This is a genomic window from Pseudomonas sp. D4-21 (genome assembly GCF_051132125.1).
Lineage (GTDB): Bacteria > Pseudomonadota > Gammaproteobacteria > Pseudomonadales > Pseudomonadaceae > Aquipseudomonas.
The window spans coordinates 3,551,025-3,569,777 of sequence record NZ_CP071664.1 but is presented as its reverse complement, the minus strand read 5'-3'; the positions used below and the strand labels follow the sequence as shown (position 1 = coordinate 3,569,777).

Annotated in this window: 17 protein-coding genes; 5 read left to right on the top strand and 12 right to left on the bottom strand. The window is 60.7% G+C overall.

Annotation, left to right across the window (positions count from 1 at the left end):
- Positions 1-7 precede the first annotated feature (7 nt).
- The 3 genes from J3Q04_RS15900 to J3Q04_RS15890 are packed head-to-tail and all read right to left on the bottom strand — an operon-like array spanning position 8 to position 2,700.
- Positions 8-802, bottom strand: a complete 795-nt coding sequence (locus J3Q04_RS15900; protein WP_030140057.1) for an ABC transporter permease — start codon at positions 800-802, stop codon at positions 8-10.
- A 6-nt stretch (positions 803-808) separates the two neighbouring features.
- Positions 809-1,678: an ABC transporter permease gene (locus J3Q04_RS15895; protein WP_434610672.1), complete on the bottom strand. Its 870-nt coding sequence runs from the start codon at positions 1,676-1,678 to the stop codon at positions 809-811.
- Complete coding sequence (locus J3Q04_RS15890) at positions 1,675-2,700, bottom strand: ABC transporter ATP-binding protein (protein ID WP_434610675.1); 1,026 nt, start codon at positions 2,698-2,700, stop codon at positions 1,675-1,677. Before J3Q04_RS15890 ends, J3Q04_RS15895 begins: the two co-directional genes overlap by 4 nt.
- A 244-nt stretch (positions 2,701-2,944) precedes the next feature.
- On the opposite strand from J3Q04_RS15890, the gene J3Q04_RS15885 reads away from it, so the two are divergent.
- Positions 2,945-3,781 carry an IclR family transcriptional regulator gene (locus J3Q04_RS15885; RefSeq protein ID WP_434610677.1) on the top strand — a complete coding sequence of 279 codons (837 nt, stop codon included), beginning with the start codon at positions 2,945-2,947 and terminating at the stop codon, positions 3,779-3,781.
- Positions 3,782-3,915: 134 nt separating this feature from the next.
- On the opposite strand, the gene J3Q04_RS15880 is transcribed toward J3Q04_RS15885, so the two are convergent.
- Together J3Q04_RS15880 and J3Q04_RS15875 are read right to left on the bottom strand one after the other, a co-directional pair.
- Positions 3,916-4,668, bottom strand: a complete 753-nt coding sequence (locus J3Q04_RS15880) for an anti-sigma factor family protein (protein WP_434610680.1) — start codon at positions 4,666-4,668, stop codon at positions 3,916-3,918.
- The gene (locus J3Q04_RS15875; RefSeq protein ID WP_420764610.1) at positions 4,665-5,171 is read right to left on the bottom strand and encodes a sigma-70 family RNA polymerase sigma factor; all 507 of its coding nucleotides are present in this window, start codon (positions 5,169-5,171) and stop codon (positions 4,665-4,667) included. The genes J3Q04_RS15880 and J3Q04_RS15875 overlap by 4 nt, the downstream gene beginning before the upstream one ends.
- 166 nt (positions 5,172-5,337) lie before the next feature.
- Here J3Q04_RS15875 and J3Q04_RS15870 point away from each other — a divergent pair, with 166 nt between their 5' ends.
- Both J3Q04_RS15870 and J3Q04_RS15865 read left to right on the top strand, forming a co-directional pair.
- Complete coding sequence (locus tag J3Q04_RS15870; protein ID WP_420764609.1) at positions 5,338-6,417, top strand: catalase family peroxidase; 1,080 nt, start codon at positions 5,338-5,340, stop codon at positions 6,415-6,417.
- A complete protein-coding gene (locus J3Q04_RS15865) occupies positions 6,414-6,950 on the top strand; it encodes a cytochrome b (RefSeq protein ID WP_420764608.1) in 537 nt (178 codons plus the stop codon). Before J3Q04_RS15870 ends, J3Q04_RS15865 begins: the two co-directional genes overlap by 4 nt.
- A gap of 61 nt (positions 6,951-7,011) precedes the next feature.
- Here the strand turns inward: J3Q04_RS15865 and J3Q04_RS15860 are convergent, their stop codons facing one another.
- Complete coding sequence (locus tag J3Q04_RS15860; RefSeq protein WP_434610684.1) at positions 7,012-8,163, bottom strand: M14 family metallopeptidase; 1,152 nt, start codon at positions 8,161-8,163, stop codon at positions 7,012-7,014.
- 487 nt (positions 8,164-8,650) lie between these two features.
- A complete protein-coding gene (locus J3Q04_RS15855) occupies positions 8,651-8,992 on the bottom strand; it encodes a DUF6124 family protein (protein WP_434610686.1) in 342 nt (113 codons plus the stop codon).
- A gap of 128 nt (positions 8,993-9,120) precedes the next feature.
- Between J3Q04_RS15855 and J3Q04_RS15850 the strand changes: the two genes are divergently transcribed.
- Entirely contained in the window at positions 9,121-9,768 is a 648-nt protein-coding gene (locus tag J3Q04_RS15850; RefSeq protein ID WP_434563369.1) for a LexA family protein, read from the top strand.
- 30 nt (positions 9,769-9,798) lie between these two features.
- On the opposite strand, the gene J3Q04_RS15845 is transcribed toward J3Q04_RS15850, so the two are convergent.
- From J3Q04_RS15845 to J3Q04_RS15830, 4 genes are read right to left on the bottom strand one after another with little or no spacing between them, the layout of a single operon-like run.
- Entirely contained in the window at positions 9,799-11,748 is a 1,950-nt protein-coding gene (locus tag J3Q04_RS15845) for an acetyl/propionyl/methylcrotonyl-CoA carboxylase subunit alpha (protein ID WP_434610689.1), read from the bottom strand.
- Positions 11,745-12,563, bottom strand: a complete 819-nt coding sequence (locus tag J3Q04_RS15840) for a gamma-carboxygeranoyl-CoA hydratase (protein WP_434610692.1) — start codon at positions 12,561-12,563, stop codon at positions 11,745-11,747. The genes J3Q04_RS15845 and J3Q04_RS15840 overlap by 4 nt, the downstream gene beginning before the upstream one ends.
- 14 nt (positions 12,564-12,577) lie before the next feature.
- Positions 12,578-14,185 carry a carboxyl transferase domain-containing protein gene (locus J3Q04_RS15835; protein ID WP_434610695.1) on the bottom strand — a complete coding sequence of 536 codons (1,608 nt, stop codon included), beginning with the start codon at positions 14,183-14,185 and terminating at the stop codon, positions 12,578-12,580.
- A gap of 11 nt (positions 14,186-14,196) precedes the next feature.
- A complete protein-coding gene (locus J3Q04_RS15830) occupies positions 14,197-15,360 on the bottom strand; it encodes an isovaleryl-CoA dehydrogenase (protein WP_434610698.1) in 1,164 nt (387 codons plus the stop codon).
- A 187-nt stretch (positions 15,361-15,547) separates the two neighbouring features.
- Between J3Q04_RS15830 and J3Q04_RS15825 the strand changes: the two genes are divergently transcribed.
- Complete coding sequence (locus tag J3Q04_RS15825; protein WP_434563377.1) at positions 15,548-17,245, top strand: AMP-binding protein; 1,698 nt, start codon at positions 15,548-15,550, stop codon at positions 17,243-17,245.
- A gap of 590 nt (positions 17,246-17,835) precedes the next feature.
- On the opposite strand, the gene J3Q04_RS15820 is transcribed toward J3Q04_RS15825, so the two are convergent.
- Positions 17,836-18,735, bottom strand: coding sequence for a hydroxymethylglutaryl-CoA lyase (locus tag J3Q04_RS15820; protein ID WP_434563379.1), 900 nt, complete (start codon positions 18,733-18,735; stop codon positions 17,836-17,838).
- Between the last annotated feature and the right edge of the window lie 18 nt (positions 18,736-18,753).

Sequence of the window (18,753 nt, the reverse complement as noted above, 5' to 3'; positions counted from 1 at the left end):
GGTGCCCTCATTGTTTGCCTACCAGGACTCGATCCAGGCCATACACCCGGTCGAGCAGAATCATGGTCAGCGCCGTCAGCGCGATCACCAGTGCCGACACCGCCGCCATCATCGGATCGATGGATTCAGTGGCGTAGACGTACATGCGCACCGGCAAGGTTTGCGTGGCCGGCGAGGTGACGAAAATCGACAGCGTGACTTCATCGAAACTGTTGATGAACGCCAGCAACCAGCCTCCGGCGACGCCGGGCAAAATCATCGGCAAGGTGATCTGGCGGAACAGGGTGAAACGACCGGCGCCCAATGACTGCGCGGCTTGCTCGGCGCTGCGATCCAGGCCGATGGCCGAGGCCAATACCAGGCGCAGCACATATGGCGTGATCACCAGCACATGGGCGAAGATCAGCCAGCTGAAGTTGCCGTTCACGCCCATCAGTGCAAACAGGCGCAGCAACGCGACGCCCAGCACCAAGTGCGGAATGATGATCGGCGACAGGAACAGGCCGTTGAAAAAATCCCTGCCAGGAAACTCCAACCGGGTGATCGCCAAGGCCGCCGGCACCGCGATCAGTGTCGCCAGCGAGGCCGCGCTGAACGCCAGGATGAGGCTGTTGTAGAACGCATCGACAAAATCCGCGCGCTCGAACACGGCACGAAACCAGCGCAGGGAAAATTCCGTGGTGGGCAAGCTCAGGGTGTTTTCCGGCGTGAAGGCGACCAGGCAGACCACCACCAGCGGCGCCAGCATGAACACCACTACCAAGGCATGAAACAACAGGGCGAAAGGACCGTTCCTGGACATGAAGAATTACCCCAGTGATTTCTTGTAGCGGCCTTCGATCATGCGGTTCCACGACAGCATGATCAGAAGATTGAGCAACAACAGCGCGACGGCAATGGCCGCGCCCATCGGCCAGTTCAGTTCCGACAGGTATTGGTCGTAGATCAGCGTGGCGACCATTTTCAGGCGGCGCCCGCCGAGCAGGCCGGGGATGGCGAACGAACTGGCGGCGAGGCCGAACACGATCAGCGTGCCGGACAACACGCCCGGCATGATCTGTGGCAGCACCACCTTGCGGATCACCGTGAATTGGCTCGCGCCCAGGGATAGGGCGGCCTGTTCGGCGGCGGGATCAAGTTTTTGCAGCGAGGTCCATACCGGAATGATCATGAACGGCAGCATCACGTGCACCAGGGCGACGACCACCGCGAACGGTGTGTAGAGCAGCTTCATGGGTGAACCGCCGAGGGCTTGCAGCGTCTGGTTGATCAGGCCATCGGCGCCGAGCAGCAGGCTCCAGCCGAACGCTCGCACCACCACCGAAATCAGTAGCGGCGTAAGGATCAGGATCAGAAAGATCGAACGCCACGGCGCGCCCATGCGGCTGAGGATGTACGCCTCGGGTACGCCGATCACCACGCACAGCAACGTGGTCAGGGCGCTGATCCAGAACGTGCGCAGGAAGATTTCGTAGAAGTACGGGTCGCCCAGAAGGCTGGTGTAGTGCCCGAAGGTGTAGGCGTCGCTGTCGATACCCGAGCCGTAGTCGAAAACATTGAACGACAGCACGAGCGTCAGACCAAGGGGAATCACCAGCAGGCCCAGGTACAAGGCCAGGGCCGGGGCTGACATCCAATAGCCTTGGCGGCCGCGCTTCATGGCATCGATCAGCTTCATGCCAACACCTCATCCACGCTCAACACACGCAGCAGCGCCGGATCCCAGTCCAGACCCACCGCGGTGCCTTCGGCCAGGGGCGCCGAGCCGTCGTTGCGCCGTACCACGCTGAGTTCGCCCAGAGGGGTGCAGACGCCATACAGCCATTGGCTACCGAGGAAAAAACGCTGGGTGACGGTGCCTTGCAGTCGTCCCGAGCCGGGGGCGCACAGGTCGATCTTTTCGGGACGCAGGCTCAGGGTCAGCTCACCTTTACCGGTGCTGCTGGCTTGCACGACGCCGGCGCTGTCACGTTCGCCGGGCAGCAGATTGGCCTTGCCGACGAAGCCGGAAATGAACTCGGTGCGCGGGTGCTCGTAAAGGGTGTAGGGCGCGTCGATCTGGGTGATGCGGCCGGCCTGCATGACCACCACTCGATCGCTTATCGAAAGCGCCTCGGATTGGTCGTGCGTGACCATCAATGTGGTGATGCCGACTTCGCGCTGGATGCGGCGGATTTCGAACTGCATTTCCTCACGCAGGTTGGCGTCGAGGTTGGACAAGGGTTCGTCGAGCAGCAGCACCGGCGGTTCGATCACCAGCGCCCGGGCCAATGCCACGCGCTGACGCTGGCCGCCCGAGAGTTCTCGCGGGTAACGCTCGGCATGCCGGTCCAGGCGCACCAGCTTGAGTACGCGATCGACCCGGGACTGCAATTCTGCGCTGGGCACCTTGCGCATGCGCAAGCCGAAGGCGACGTTGTCTTTGACGGTCATGTGGGGAAACAGCGCGTAGCTCTGGAACACCACGCCCAGGCCGCGGCTGGCGGGCTTGGCATGAGTGATGTCGCGCCCGTCCAGCAGGATCCGGCCGCTGCTGGCCTCAACGAAGCCGGCGATCATTTGCAGGGTGGTGGTCTTGCCGCAACCGGACGGCCCTAGCAGAGAGACGAATTCGCCTTTCTCCACACAGAGGTTGGTGGCGACCACGGCGTCCAGGTCGCCATACCGTTTGCTCAAGTCTTGAAGTTGCACGAAAGCCATGACTGCGCTCCACCTGAGATTGTTATGCGTCGCCGCGAGGCGCGCTTTTTTGTATGGGCAGATACGAAAGGATGTCGCGGGGTGCGTTGGCGCTCGACTTACGTCGGCTGCCGCTGTTGTTCGAATCGCCCCTGTATGGACGCAGAGTAGGACGAAGAATAGGATGGGCTCAATGGACTATTTCACTGAAGCGATGACTATTTTCCGTTTCTTTCGGTGAATAAATAACTGAGTAAAAAATCCGATGTCTGATTCCATTGAGCGGAATACCAAAAAGATTGAAGTAGGGGTTGGCTCGGTTTCTCGGTTGTTTGCCGTTTTGCGCAGCCTGGGCGAGACCGCAGAGGGCGGCGAGCGAGTCACGCAACTGGCCCAGCGCATTGGCCTGTCCCAGCCCACAACGCACCGCTTGCTGCGCAACCTGATGGATGAAGGCATGGTCGAGCAGGATGCGCGCAGCAAACGCTACCGCTTGAGCCTGGACTTTTTTGCCCTGGCGGCCCGCGCAGGTAACACCGGCAACCTGCGGGAACTGGCCAGGCCCGCGATGTTGCGGTTGTCGGCGTCGTTGGGGGATTCGCTATTTCTGCTGGCACGCTGTGGCTTCGATGCGATCTGCCTGGACCGCAGCGAAGGGCCGTTTCCGATCCGCACATTCACCGGCGACATCGGTGGCCGCGTGGCCTTGGGCGTGGGACAGGGCAGCCTGGCGATCCTGGCGTTCCTCCCGGAGGAAGAGCGCGACACGGTGATCCATTACAACCTGCCACGGCTCAAGGATTTTCATTTGTACGATGAGGTTTTCCTGCGCACGGAAGTGGAGAACGTCCGCACGCTGGGTTATGCCGGGCGCAACACCGGGGTCTTGCAGGGCATGGCCGGCGTGGCGGTGCCGATTCTCGATCGTGAGGGACGGGCCGTGGCGGCCTTGAGCGTGGCAACCATCAGCGACCGGCTCGGGCCGGATAGGCTGCCAACGGTGGTGGAAATGCTCAAGCGCGAAGCCGCGATGATCGGCCCGCGAATCAACCCGTTCGATCCGCTGCTGCGCAGGCCTTCGCAGGTGTTCAGGCAGGGGTGAATACCGATTTTTGGCCTGTCACAAGACCTCTGTGGGAGCGAGCCTGCTCGCGAAGGCGGTATCTCAGTCGACATCATTTCTAACTGTGCGACCGATTTCGCGAGCAGGCTCGCTCCCACAGGGGAAGGTGGTGGTCAGAAATTCAAGGTCTGCTTGAGCTTCTGCGCCGTCGGCGTATCGCTCGGGATGACCATCGCATAATTGTACCCAGGCCCGGACCAATACTCGGCCTGCAGTTCGCCATCGCGCCGGCTGCCACGGGGCAGCAGGAAATTTTTCGGACCTGGTGGGCGGATATAGAAGCTGATCTTCAGGCCGCTCGAATCCTGGTAAACCACCATCGCCGCCGCGCCTTGGTCAGTGCTGAGCAATCGCCCGCTGACCGGCGTGAAGCCCGCCGCCGAGAGATCCGGCAAGCGGTCGGCTTGGCTGAAGTAACGGTCGAGCCAGCCTTGCATGCTGTGCTCGTCGCCAGTCTGGTAATCGGCCGGGAGCACGCCCTGCTGGGCAATCAACCGGTACGCCTGCAATGCGTCAGCCATGGGCGCTGCTGCGCTGAGCAGGGTTATCTGTCGGGCCTGCCAGCCGCCCACCCCACCGATACCGACGGCCAGCGTCAAGACCGCTGCGCTGGCGAGAAGGCGGCGAGTACGGTGTTTCATGTGTTGACGGATGACAGTCGGGTCGAGGCTGGGATTGGGTGGGAGTTGCAAGGTTGCGCTCAGGGTTGCGCGCAGATGCTGCGCGTCCTGTTGCCAGGCCCGTACGCGTTTGGCGACGGCGGGGTGGCTGGCCAGGTAGGTTTCAACCTGTCGTCGGTCGGCTTCGCTCAGTTGATGATCGACGTAGGCGTGCAGGTCTTTGTCGCTGGGGGGCAGGGTGATCATTTGAGTATTCGCAGGGCAGGGCGGGCGATTTCGCCGTCGCTGAGTTGGCGCAAGGCCTGGCGGGCCCGTGACAGGCGCGACATCACGGTGCCGGTCGGCACGCCCAGGATGTCGGCGACTTGCTGGTAGCTCAAGCCTTCTACTGACACCCACAGCAATAACGCGCGCTGTTCGGTGGGCAACTGGTCAAAAGCCTGGAGCGACGATTGGGCGATGACGCTGCGCTCGGCGGACGGGTGTGCATCGTCGCGCCCGGTGAAGAATTCCAGCATGCGTGCGTACCGTCGGGAACGACGATGGGCATCGAGGAACTGCCGGTAAAGGATGGAGAACAGCCAGGCCCGCAAATCACCGTCCGGGCGCTTGTCGTTCCATTTCGACAGGGCCCTTTCCAGGCACGCCTGGACCAGGTCGTCGGCGTTGCTGGGGTTGCGTGTCAGCGACACGGCAAAACGTCTCAGCCGTGGAATGAGCAGGCGCAACTGGTCGTCGAGTTCGTTCATGAGGATGCGTGGCTTCGTGGGCAATCACTGCGTTGGAAAGAAAGACGATCCAGGCACAAGATTATTCCAGTGAACGAAAAATAAATATGAAGCGTGGGAATAAACACGTTGGGCTTTCGTCTGACGGGTCCTTTCCACTAACGGCCTTGTGCCTTGGAGTCTCCAAATGGTTGACCCTTCTTCTGAACGTCGGCCGCCGTTGAGCGCCGCCAGCCTGACATTGCGCCTGACGGCCATTGCCGTGGTCGTTGCTGCGCTGGCCGGGGCGTTTGCCTACGTCAATGGCACACTCGACCCACAACGCCTGACGCCCAAGGCCTTGGTCAATGTGCTGGAAACGAACAACGGGGTCCATGCGGGTTTCCGGCGCAATCACTCCAAGGGTGTCTGCGTTGCCGGTTATTTTGAAAGCAGTGGCGAAGCCCGCGCCTACTCCAGCGCCCAGGTATTCAATGAGCCACGCACGCCTGTGGTCGGTCGTTTTGCGCTGCCCAGCGGCAACCCCTACGCACCGGATGGCAGTGTGCCGATCCGAAGCCTGGCGCTGCGTTTTACCCAGGCCGACGGCCAGCAATGGCGCACCGGTATGAACAGTATGCCGGTGTTCCCGGTGGGTACACCGCAGGCTTTCTTTGAACTGCAACAGGCCCAGTCGCCGGACCCGGCCACGGGCAAACCAAACCCTGGCGCCGTGCCGGCGTTTTTTGCAGCGCATCCCGAGGCAGTGCCGTTCCTGCAATGGATCAAGACGGCCAAGCCATCGGCCAGCTATGCCACTGAAACCTACAACGGCATCAATGCGTTCTACCTGGTGGGCCCTGCCGGACAACGCCAGGCCGTGCGTTGGGGGGTGGTGCCGATAAGCAAGGACGCGGTGGATGCGAGCCCACCCCAAGGCGCCGACTTCCTGGAACAGGACCTGACAAAACGCCTGGCTGGCGGACCACTGCGCTGGCAGTTGAACATCACCCTGGCCAACCCGGGCGATCCGGTCAACGACGCCAGCAAGGCCTGGCCCGCCGATCGCAAGGTGCTCAACGCCGGCACCCTGGTGCTGGAGCGCGCCCAGGCGCAGGACAACGGAGATTGCCGCGATATCAACTATGACCCGCTGATCCTGCCCAGTGGGATCGAAGGTTCTGATGATCCGCTGTTGGCCGCTCGTTCGGCGGCCTATGCCAGTTCGTACCTGCGCCGTACCAGCGAAGTCAGCCAGTTGCCCGCCACCCAGGAGTCTCGTCCATGAACGCCCCCCGACATTTCGCGCCGCTGGCTCGGCTGCTGCACTGGATGATGGCCTTGATGATCATCGCCATGTTGTTTATCGGCGCGGGCATGGTCGCCTCCGTGTCCGAGCGCCATGAGTGGCTGCTTCAACTGCACAAACCCCTGGGCATCGCTATTTTGTTGTTGGTGATTGTCCGCCTGGTGGTGCGCTTCACCACGCAGATACCGCCGTTGCCGGCCGACCTGCCGAGCTGGCAGGCCTTGTCGGCCAAGGCTTCGCATGTGTTGTTGTATGCCTTGATGCTGGCGTTGCCACTGTTGGGCTGGGGGATGATATCGGCGGCGGGGGACCCGGTGATGCTCAGCGAGTCGCTTCGGTTGCCTTCCATCCTACCCGCGGATGCCCAGACCTTCGCATGGCTGCGCAAGGCTCATGGTTACCTGGCCTATTTGTTATTCCTGACGGTGCTGGTGCATCTGGCGGCGGCGTTGTTTCACGGGTGGGTGCGCCGGGACGAGGTGTTGCACAGCATGTTGCGCGGCCGGGACTGACCGGGAGGCTCGTGGCGAGGGGCTTGCTCCCTCGCCACAGGGGAACGGCGCTAAAGGGACCTCAGCGCAGCTCGTCGACCATGGACTCGAGGGTGCTTAGCACGTCCTTGCCCAGTTGCATGGAGCGTTTGCCGGACCAGCCGGTGTGCGGGTTCGGATGGTCGTCGTGGTCCTTGAAAGGCATCTCCAGGGTCAGCGACAGGCAGTCGTATTTCTGGCCGACCGCGTTGCAAGCCAGCGTCATGTTGGCCTGGCCGGGTTCGTCGCGGGTGTAACCGTGGGCGGTTTGGAAATCCTTGGTCTGGCGTTTGAGATGGCTGCGGAAACGTTCTTCGAGCCCGGCGATGCGCGGTGTGTAGCCGGGGTTACCTTCGCAGCCAGCGGTGAAGACGTGAGGGATTTCTTCGTCGCCATGGGCGTCCAGAAACAGATCAACGCCATACTTTTCCATTTGCTGTTGTACGAAAAATACCTCGGGGCTGATTTCCGGGCTGGCGTTCTGCCAAGCCCGATTCAAGTCCTGGCCCATCGCGTTGGTGCGCAGATGGCCATGAAACGCGCCATCGGGGTTCATGTTGGGCACCAGGTACAGGTCGGCCTTGGCAAGCAGCCGGTTCAGTTGGGCATCGTCATGGTGCTGGAGGCGTTCGATGATGCCTTCCATGAACCACTCGGCCATGTGCTCACCGGGATGTTGCTGCGCAATGATCCAGATTTTGCGCCGTCCTTCGGCACCGCTGCCCTTGCGCAGCAATTGAATATCGCGACCCTCGACGCTCTTGCCGGTCGCCAGCAGTTCGGTGCCAGCCTTGTGCTGCGCTTGTTCGATCAGCCAATCGTGGCGGCCGCGGCTGTAAGGTTCGAAATAGGCGAACCAGGCGTGAGGTTGCTCGGCCTCCAGGTGGAAGCGCAGCGCATCGCCTTCAAATTGCGTAGGAATACGGAACCAGTTGACGTGGTCATAGGAAGCAACGGCTTGATAACCGGTCCACGCTTTGTTGTAGGAGGATTGGCTGGCATTGAGTAGGCGAAAGGAATATTCCTGGCCGACGTGCAACCCGCTGGCCTTGAAGTGAAACCACTGGAAATGGGCGCTACGGGTATCAGGTCTGATTTTCAGCAATGATTGCAACGGGTTGCCGATGTCCACCACTTCGATGTTGCCGCTGTCGAAATTGGCGTTGATATCAAAGGACGATTTAGCCACGGTCACGATTCCTGCCCAGGATTTTCATGGCCGTTACTTTACACGCAAAGAAGGAGAAAACCGGGACGAATTGTTGTTGGGGAAGGGGGCGTCCTCCCTGGACGCATTTGCAGATTAGAGAGTCCCTGATCGATTCTCAAGTGCTGCCTGTCGATCATTCGAACCGGTGCAACGCAGGGGCTTTTGTAAACGAATGTGCATTTGCTATCATCCCCAGCACCGAATTAGCGACACCCAAAGACTTCATTAGCCTGAAGCCATAAGCCGAAAATCGGCAAAAAAAAGACCCGGCAAAAAGCCGGGTCAAAAACCGTGATTAGCCTGATGAGGAGATAATCCAGAAGTCCGACCTAAGGTCTTCTGGCCTATCGACTGATCTCGCGACCAGCTGATGCAATAATAATCATTATCATTTGCAAGTCAAATGTTTTTATTGCGCCCATTGGAAATTATTTCCCATGTGGTTATGCAGCCGCCTTTTCCAGCGTTACGCCTAGCGAGTAGGGTAACCGTCCAGCGACCGGTCGATCATGACCTTGACCAAGTCGATCATATGCACCACCGAAAATGCCAGGTCGCGGCTCGTGCCGCTGAGTCGAGTGGCAGATTCCTGGGCGGTAGCGGCCGCGCAGCGCAGCAGTTCGCAGGCATGAACCAGGGCTTCCTCACCGCTGATGTTGCGGTTCACGTCGAAGAAGCGATGTTCTGCTTGGGCGTGCGCAATACCTGGTTTCAAGTAATAGTCCAAGGCGCGCTTCGCCGCAGGGCAATCCTGAAGCGAGGGAAATGTGCTTTCCGAAGGGGTTGTGGGCTCGTCTTTGTTGGGCTTGTCCATGGTGTCGAGTTTCTCCGTGTTGGTGTGAAATCCTGGATCCAGCTTAGTACGCTTCGTAATTGTGACGACGATTTAAATACTACAATTTGTGTTTTGATGGGCGTGGTCATCCACGTATCGTGCCGTTCATGGATAAATGGATAGAGTTGGTCAAGGCCAAGATGAAGGAGCTGCACATCACGCAAGTGGTGCTCGCAGAGCGTTTGGGGATGTCCCAGGGTGGTGTCGGCCATTGGCTGACCAAGCGCCGGCAGCCCAGTCTTGAAGACATGAATCGGGTGCTTCAGGAGCTCGGACTCGAGTTCCTGGAAGTGGCAATGGTGATCCGCGAACCGGACACCTCCACTGACGAGGGCATGGCGCTGGCGCAGAAGTACAACCCGTACTTCCGCTACCCGGTCAATGACTGGCACGACATCGGCGCGGTTCACGAGGGTGATCTGGTCGGGTACGGGCAGCCGCGCTACGAGCTGACGGACTACCATGCCCAGGGAGACGCTTTCTGGCTGGTGGTGGTAGGCGACGCGATGACTGCGCCAAGCGGGCTGAGCATCCCTGAGGGCATGTCGATCCTGGTTGATCCGGCGATCGAGGCCGTGCCCGGCAAACTGGTGGTGGCGAAACTGCCCGGCAGCAGCGATGCGACCTTCCGCAAACTGATCGAAGAGAGCGGCCAGCGTTACCTGGTCCCGCTCAATCCCACTTACCCGAAAAATCTATACACAGAGCATTGCCGCATCATCGGCGTGGTCGTACAGGCAACCATCAGGTTCTGAACTGGATCGGCCCGGCAAACGGGCCGATACCTATTCTTCCAATGCCACCAGCGCGCTGCCCTCGCTGACCATCTCACCTTCCTGGCAATACAACGCCTTGATCACGCCCGCCTTGGGTGCACGGATGCTGTGCTCCATCTTCATGGCTTCCAGCACCACCAACTGCGCGCCGGCGTCCACTGGTTGCCCGACACTCACCAGCACCCGCACGATGCTGCCATTCATAGGGGCGACTAAGCCGCCCTGATGGCCGTGGCTGGCCTCGGCGGCGGCTAACGGGTCGTAGACATCGACGCGATGCAAATCGCCCGCCCATTGCAGATAAAGGCTGTCGCCCTGGCGAACAGCCCGATGGCTGCGACGCAGGCCGTTACGCTCGATAACCAGGTGCTCCCCCTTGAGCTCGGCGCTGCGGGCGGTAACGTCCACCGTTATCGCCCGATCCTGGCCACCACAGACCAAATGCAGGGTGGTTTCCCCTGGCAGCCCCAGGCGCAACCCGGTGGTCTCGGCCCAGGGGGAATTGAGGTCATCCACGCGGACGCGAGGCGTCATGCCCAAGGCAAAGGCAAGGGCCGCCGCGTACCAGAACTCGTCGTCCAATTCGCCAGGTTCGGGCAGTAGTTGCGCTTGGTAGCGTGGGATAAATCCGGTATCGAGTTGCGCCGCTGCAAAGGCCGGGTGGCCGACGATGCGCCGCAGAAAACCGATGTTGGTTCTCAGGCCACCGATGGCGAACTCATCCAGCATCGCGAGCAACCGTAGACGGGCCTGCTCACGGTTTTCGCCCCAGGCGATCAGCTTGCCGACCATCGGGTCGTAGAACGAAGAAATCTCGTCACCTTCTTCTACGCCGCTGTCGACCCGTCGACCTTCGCCCCCCGCGGATTCACGGTATAACGCCAGGCGTCCGGTGGCGGGGAGGAAATCATTGGCCGGGTCTTCGGCATAAAGCCGTACTTCGATGGCATGGCCCCGCAACGGAACTTGTTCCTGGGTAATCGGCAGCGGTTCGCCTTGGGCCACGCGGATCTGCCAGGCCACCAGATCGAGGCCGGTAATCGCTTCGGTGACCGGATGCTCGACCTGCAGCCGGGTGTTCATCTCCATGAAGAAGAACTCGCCCCGCGAATCCAGCAGGAACTCCACCGTGCCCGCGCCGACATAACCGATGGCCTGGGCGGCGCGCACCGCGGCCTCGCCCATTGCCCGGCGCAGCTCCGGGCTCAGACCCGGAGCGGGAGCCTCTTCGACAACTTTTTGGTGCCGGCGCTGGATCGAGCAATCGCGCTCGTTGAGGTACAGGCAGTGACCGTGTTGGTCGGCGAATACCTGAATTTCCACGTGGCGCGGCTTGAGCAGGTATTTTTCCACCAGCATGCGCGCGTCGCCGAACGATGATTGCGCCTCGCGCTGCGCCGATGCCAGTGCTTCGGCCAGTTGGCTGACGTCTTCCACGACCTTCATGCCCTTACCGCCGCCACCCGCCGTTGCTTTGAGCAGAACCGGGTAGCCGATTCGCTCGGCGGCGGCGCGGAAGGTTTCCAGATCCTGGGCTTCACCGTGATAGCCAGGCACCAGCGGCACGCCGGCGGTTTCCATCAAGGCCTTGGCGGCGGACTTGCTGCCCATGGCGTCGATGGCCGAGGCGGGTGGGCCCAGGAAGATCAGCCCGGCTTTTTCAATGGCCCTGGCGAAGCCGGCATTCTCAGAAAGAAAACCGTAGCCGGGATGGATGGCCTGGGCGCCGCTGGCAAGGGCTGCGGCGATCAGTTTGTCGATTTGCAGGTAGCTGTCGGCGGCCTTGCTACCGCCCAGGTCGACGCGGATATCGGCTTCACGGCAATGGCGCGCGTCACGGTCGGTGGCGCTGTGCACCGCGACGGTAGCCAGGCCCATGGCCTTGGCTGTGCGCATGACCCGGCAGGCGATTTCACCTCGATTGGCGACCAGTAGCGTATTGAGGATAGGGGCGCTCATTGACGCGGCTCCTTGTTGTTCGACTCGGCTTGCCAACTGGGCGGGCGTTTTTGCAGGAAAGCTCGCAAGCCCTCCTGACCTTCAGGGCTGACACGTATCCGGGCGATGGCGTTTTCGGTGTAGCGGCGCAGCGCCGGCGTGAGCGCACCGTTGCCGACTTCACGCAGCAGTTCCTTGCTGGCGCGCATGGCCGCTGGACTGTTGAGCAACAGGTTGTTGATCCATTGCCCGAGCTGATCGTCCAACGTCTCGGCGGGGTAACTTTCCGACAGCAAGCCGATCTCTTTCGCACGTTGTCCGCCGAAGCGTTCGGCGGTCAGGGCGTAACGCCGCGCCGCCCGTTCGCCGATGGCTTGCACCACGAATGGACTGATCACTGCCGGTGCCAGGCCGATGCGCACCTCTGACAGACAAAATTGCGCTTCGTCGGCGCCGATGGCCATGTCGCAGGCGCTGATCAGCCCCAGCGCGCCGCCAAACGCGGCTCCCTGAACCACCGCCAACGTTGGAATCTTCAACTTGGCGAGGTTGTACATCAGCTCCGCCAGTTCCCGGGCGTCGTCCAGGTTGGTGTGGTAATCGAGTTCGGCGGACTGTTGCATCCAGGCCAGGTCGGCGCCGGCGCTGAAGTGTTTGCCCCGGCCACGGAGCAACAGGAAGCGCAGGTTCGGGTCGCTGCCGACCTGGTCCAGAGCGAGAATCAGCTCTCGGATCATCTCGGCGTTGAACGCGTTGTTTTTTGATTCGCGGCTGAGCCACAGGATGGCGAAGCCGCGCGGGTCGGTTTGCAATTCGAGCGTGCTGTACTGAGTCATGGGCGTTTTCCCGGTTACATCCTGAACACGCCGAAGCGGCTCGGTTCGATGGGCGCGTTCAGCGACGCGGACAGGGCCAGCCCCAGCACATCGCGGGTCTGCGCCGGGTCGATGACGCCGTCGTCCCACAGCCGCGCGCTGGAATAATAGGGGTGCCCCTGTTCTTCGTATTGATCGAGAATCGGTTGCTTGATCTCGGCTTCCTGGCTGGCGCTGAAGGGCTGGCCGCTGCGTTCGGCCTGTTCGCGCTTGACTTGCACGAGCACGCCGGCGGCTTGCTCGGCACCCATCACGCCGATCCGGGCATTGGGCCACATCCACAGGAACCGCGGGTCATAGGCGCGGCCGCACATGCCATAGTTCCCCGCGCCGAAACTGCCACCGATGATTACGGTGAACTTCGGTACCCGGGCGCAGGCCACGGCGGTCACCAGTTTCGCGCCGTGCTTGGCGATGCCGCCGGCTTCGTATTTCTGGCCGACCATAAAGCCCGTGATGTTTTGCAGGAACAACAGGGGAATCCCGCGCTGGCAGGCCAGTTCGATGAAATGCGCGCCTTTCTGCGCGGCCTCGGCGAACAGGATGCCGTTATTGGCGAGGATGGCGATTGGATAACCGTGCAAATGCGCGAAGCCGCACACCAGGGTCGTTCCGAACAGCGCCTTGAATTCGTCGAACACCGAACCATCGACAAGCCGCGCAATGACCTCCCGCACATCGAACGGCTGCTTGGCATCGGCCGAGACCACACCATAAAGCTCGTCACTCGAATACAGCGGGGCGATGGGTGCGCGTTGCTGCACATCGCCAAGCTTGCGCCAATTGAGGTTGGCCACGCTGCGACGTGCCAATGCGAGGGCGTGCTCGTCGCTGTCGGCGTAATGGTCGGCCACCCCGGAAATCTTGCAGTGCACATCGGCACCACCCAGGTCTTCGGCGCTGACCACTTCGCCGGTAGCGGCTTTTACCAGGGGCGGGCCGGCGAGGAAGATCGTCGCCTGCTGGCGGACCATGATCGCCTCGTCCGCCATCGCCGGCACATAGGCGCCGCCGGCGGTGCAGGAGCCCATGACCACGGCAATCTGCGGGATGCCCTGGGCACTCATGTTGGCCTGGTTGAAGAAAATGCGGCCGAAATGCTCGCGGTCGGGGAACACTTCATCCTGGCGTGGCAGGTTCGCGCCGCCGGAATCCACCAGGTAAATGCAGGGCAGGCGGTTCTGTTGGGCGATGGTCTGGGCCCGCAGGTGTTTTTTCACCGTCAGCGGATAATACGAACCGCCTTTGACCGTCGCGTCGTTAGCGACGATCATGCACTCGACGCCTTCCACGCGACCGATGCCGGCGATCACGCCGGCCGCCGGCACGTCTTCCCCGTAGACTTCGTAAGCCGCCAGCGGGCTGATTTCCAAAAAGGGCGAGCCTGGATCCAGCAAGCGATTGATGCGTTCGCGCGGGAGCAATTTGCCCCGGGACGTGTGCCGCTCCTGGGCCTTGGGCCCGCCGCCTTGCTGGATGTGTGTGAGCAAGGTGCGCAAAGCCTCGACCTGTCCAAGCATCGCGTCGCGGTTGGCGATGAACTCGGGCGAGCGGGTGTGGAGCTGGGTGTGCAGCGTGGCCATGGTCAGCTCCGTTAGCGGGTTTCGTTGAACAGTTCGCGGCCAATCAACATCCGACGAATCTCACTGGTGCCCGCGCCGATTTCGTACAGCTTGGCGTCACGCAGAAGACGACCAGCCGGGAATTCATTGATGTAGCCGTTGCCGCCCAATATCTGGATGGCATCGAGGGCCATTTGCGTGGCGCGCTCGGCGCTGTAGAGGATCACCCCGGCGGCGTCCTTGCGGGTGGTTTCGCCGCGCTCGCACGCCTGGGCCACTGCGTACAGATAGGCGCGGCTGGCGTTGAGCTGGGTGTACATGTCGGCGACCTTGCCTTGGATCAACTGAAATTCGCCGATGCTCTGGCCGAACTGCTTGCGGTCGTGGATGTACGGAACGATCAGGTCCATGCACGCCTGCATGATGCCGGTCGGGCCACCGGACAAGACCACGCGCTCATAGTCGAGGCCGCTCATCAACACTTTCACGCCACCATTGAGCACGCCGAGGATATTTTCCTCGGGCACTTCGACGTCATCGAAAAACAACTCGCATGTGTTGGAGCCGCGCATGCCGAGCTTGTCGAATTTGTTGCTGCGGCTGAAGCCTTTCCAGTCGCGTTCGACGATGAACGCAGTGATGCCATGAGGGCCTTTTTCCAGGTCAGTCTTGGCGTAAATGACGTAGGTGTTGGCATCGGGCCCGTTGGTGATCCAGGTCTTGCTGCCGTTGAGCACAAAGCGGTCGCCACGTTTTTCGGCGCGCAGTTTCATGGAAACCACGTCGGAGCCGGCATTCGGTTCGCTCATGGCGAGGGCGCCGACATCTTCGCCACTGATGAGCTTGGGCAGGTACTTGCTCTTTTGCTCATGGGTGCCGTTGCGGTTGATTTGATTGACGCACAGGTTGGAGTGGGCGCCGTAGGAAAGGGCGACCGAGGCCGAGCCGCGGCTGATTTCCTCCATGGCGACCACGTGGGCCAGATAGCCCAGGCCGGCACCGCCGTATTCTTCCGGCACAGTGATGCCCAGCAAGCCCATGTCGCCGAATTTGCGCCACATGTCGGCAGGGAACAGATTGTCGATGTCGATCTGGGCTGCCCTAGGCGCCAGCTCGGCCTTGACGAAGGACTGGACCTGGTCGCGCAACATATCGATGGTTTCGCCAAGGGCAAAATTCAGGGATGGGTAGCTCATGGGACACCTTTTGTTTTTTTGTCGGGTGCGGAAAGTAGCAGGACTGCTCTCACCTTTACGTTAACGTAAGCTTGTGACGGATGGCTGTCAATCGCTCTTTACGTTAACGTCAACTTGGGCGAGAGTAAGGCCGCTTTCCTACGGAAATTGCCGATACACCCACCGAATAAAGACAAGAGGGGTCGTCATGGATCAACCCGGTTCGCAAGCGCAATCGAGCTACACCCGAGGCAGCCAAGCCAAGTCCTTGCTGGAGCAGACCATTGGCCAAGCATTCGACCAGACCGTGGCTCGATGCCCTGATGGCGAAGCACTGGTGGTTCGTCACCAGTCGCTGCGCTACAAGTGGCACGAACTGGCCGAAGTGGTCGACTTACACGCACGGGCTTTTTTGGCGTTGGGGTTGAAGACAGGCGATCGCCTGGGCATATGGGCGCCCAACTGTGCGCAGTGGTGCGTGAGTCAGTTCGCCAGTGCGAAGATCGGCGTGATTCTCGTCAATATCAACCCGGCGTATCGTGCCTCCGAACTGGAGTACGTACTCAAGCAGTCCGGCTGCCAGTGGCTGGTGTGCGCGGGGTCATTCAAGACCTCGGATTACCATGCCATGTTGCAAGCATTGGCGCCGGAACTGGCAGAGCAACCTATCGGGCATTTGCACAGCGAGCGCCTTGCGGATCTGCGCGGTGTGATCAGCCTCGATCCGCAGCCACCCTCAGGCTTCCTGCCTTGGTCGCAGTTGACGGCCCTGGGTGCCTCGGTGTCGCCAGGGCAACTGGCCGAGCGCCAGGCCAGCCTGCGTTTCGATCAGCCCGTGAATATCCAGTACACCTCCGGGACCACCGGGTTTCCCAAGGGGGCGACCCTTAGTCATCACAATATTCTCAACAACGGCTACATGGTGGGTGAAAGCCTCGGCCTGAGCGCTGGCGATCGCTTGGTGATCCCAGTGCCGCTGTATCACTGTTTTGGCATGGTCATGGGCAACCTGGGTTGCGTGACGCACGCCAGCACCATGATCTACCCCAACGACGCGTTCGATCCGTTGCTGACCCTGCGCACCGTGGCCGAGGAAAAAGCCACCGCGTTGTATGGTGTGCCCACCATGTTCATTGCCATGCTGGACCAGCCGCAACGGGGGGATTTCGACCTGTCCAGCCTGCGTACCGGGATCATGGCCGGCGCTACGTGCCCCATCGAGGTGATGCGGCGAGTCATCAACGAGATGCACATGGCTGAGGTGCAAATTGCCTACGGCATGACGGAAACCAGTCCGGTGTCGTTGCAGACTGGTCCTACAGATGAATTGGAATTACGCGTCACTACCGTCGGCCGCACTCAGCCGCAACTGGAAAGCAAAATCATCGACCAGGCGGGGGAAATCGTCCCTCGCGGCACCATCGGTGAGTTGTGTACGCGAGGCTACAGCGTGATGCTCGGCTATTGGAATAATCCCAAGGGCAGTGCCGAAGCCATCGACTCGCAAGGCTGGATGCACACCGGCGACCTGGCGATCATGGATGGGCAGGGTTACGTGCGTATCGTCGGGCGCAACAAGGACATGATCATCCGTGGTGGAGAGAATGTTTATCCTCGGGAGTTGGAAGAATTCTTTTTCACTCATCCCGCAGTGGCCGACGTACAAGTGATTGGCATACCTTGCTCGCGTTATGGCGAAGAGATCGTAGCCTGGATCAAGTTCCACCCCGGGCACAGCGCCTCCGAGCAAGAGCTGCAAGCGTGGTGCAAGGAGCGAATTGCTCACTTCAAGACGCCGCGGCATTTCAAGTTCGTCGAAGAATTCCCCATGACGGTCACGGGCAAGATCCAGAAATTTCGCATGCGGGAAATCAGCATCGAAGAACTGAGCGATAGCAATGGCTGAGTAACTTCCCTGTGGGGCGAGCTTGCTCGCTCCCGCAGGAAAACCCAAACGCCAGACAGCACAAAGGGGAGCCGAAGCTCCCCTTTAATTTTGTCGTCGCGTGCTCTTTTTTTATTATTGAGGGGCGGCCTGTTGTTGTTTTTGGCAGCCGTGACCCTTTACCGCTGTTTTTGGCGATCCCCATCCGGGATCAAGAGCAAACGTATTTTTTTGAGCGCTGATCTGCTTTTTCGCCTGGCGATCCAACCGATTCGGGCGCTACCTGAAGGTAGTTTTATTGTTCTCTGCCCGGTTGCGGGTTGCTCCTGAAAGCACCCTGAAAAGCACATCTTCTCCAAAAAAATCTGTTAGCTGCGTCTCTGCCGTGTTGTTTTTGTTATGCCAGAGTCGTTTCGTCTTGTTTTTATTGGGTTTGTCGCTTTTTTTTATTCTTGTTGTGCAGGAGATATAGCAGGTGGCGTGCCAACTTTTAAAAATCTATATAGAACAATGACTTGTGATTTTCTCGAAAAAATCAGGACGGCCAATCCCAGACAAATTGTTTCCGTGTTACTCGTTTCACCCCCGTTACAGACGAGGGCGGTAACACCTCACTGCGCCAGCCGCGCCTTTGCAACACGCGAACCGGTGGGGCGGCCCAGCACGTCACAAATCTGCTGGCCCGCGGCAATCAGTGCGTCCAGGTCGATACCGGTTTCGATACCCAGCCCCTTGAGCAGGTAAAGCACGTCCTCGGTGGCGACGTTACCGCTGGCGCCCTTGGCATAGGGACAGCCGCCCAAGCCGGAAATGGAACTGTCGAACACGGCGATACCTTCCAGAAGGCTGGCGTAGACGTTGGCCATTGCCTGGCCATAGGTGTCATGGAAGTGTCCCGCGAGTTTTTCCCGGGGAACGTCACCCGAAACCACTTCAAACATCCTGCGTGTGGCGCCGGCGGTGCCCGTCCCGATGGTGTCGCCGAGGGAAACCTCGTAGCAGCCCATGTCGTACAGCTCCCGGGCGACCCAGGCCACTTGCTCGGGTTCGACCGCGCCTTCATAAGGACAGCCCAGCACACACGACACGTACCCGCGTACGTTGACACCGTTGCGCTGTGCGGCCTCCATGATCGGGGCGAAACGTTCCAGGCTTTCCTTGATGGAGCAATTGATGTTGCGTTGGGAAAATGCTTCGGATGCCGCCGCGAACACCGCAACCTCCTTGACGCCTGCCGCCAGCGCGTCCTCGAACCCCCGCAGGTTCGGCGCCAACGCGCCGTAGGTCACACCGGGCTTGCGCTGAATCTGCGCGAACACCTCGGCCGAGCCGGCCATTTGCGGCACCCATTTGGGCGAGACAAAACTGCCAACCTCGATGTAACCGAGGCCCGCGGCGCTCAAGGCATCCACCAGGCGCACCTTGTCGGTGACGCTGATGGGTTGCGATTCATTCTGCAGCCCGTCGCGGGGGCCGACTTCGATCAGGCGTACAAAAGAGGGCAGGGACATGGGGATTGACCTGTGGTG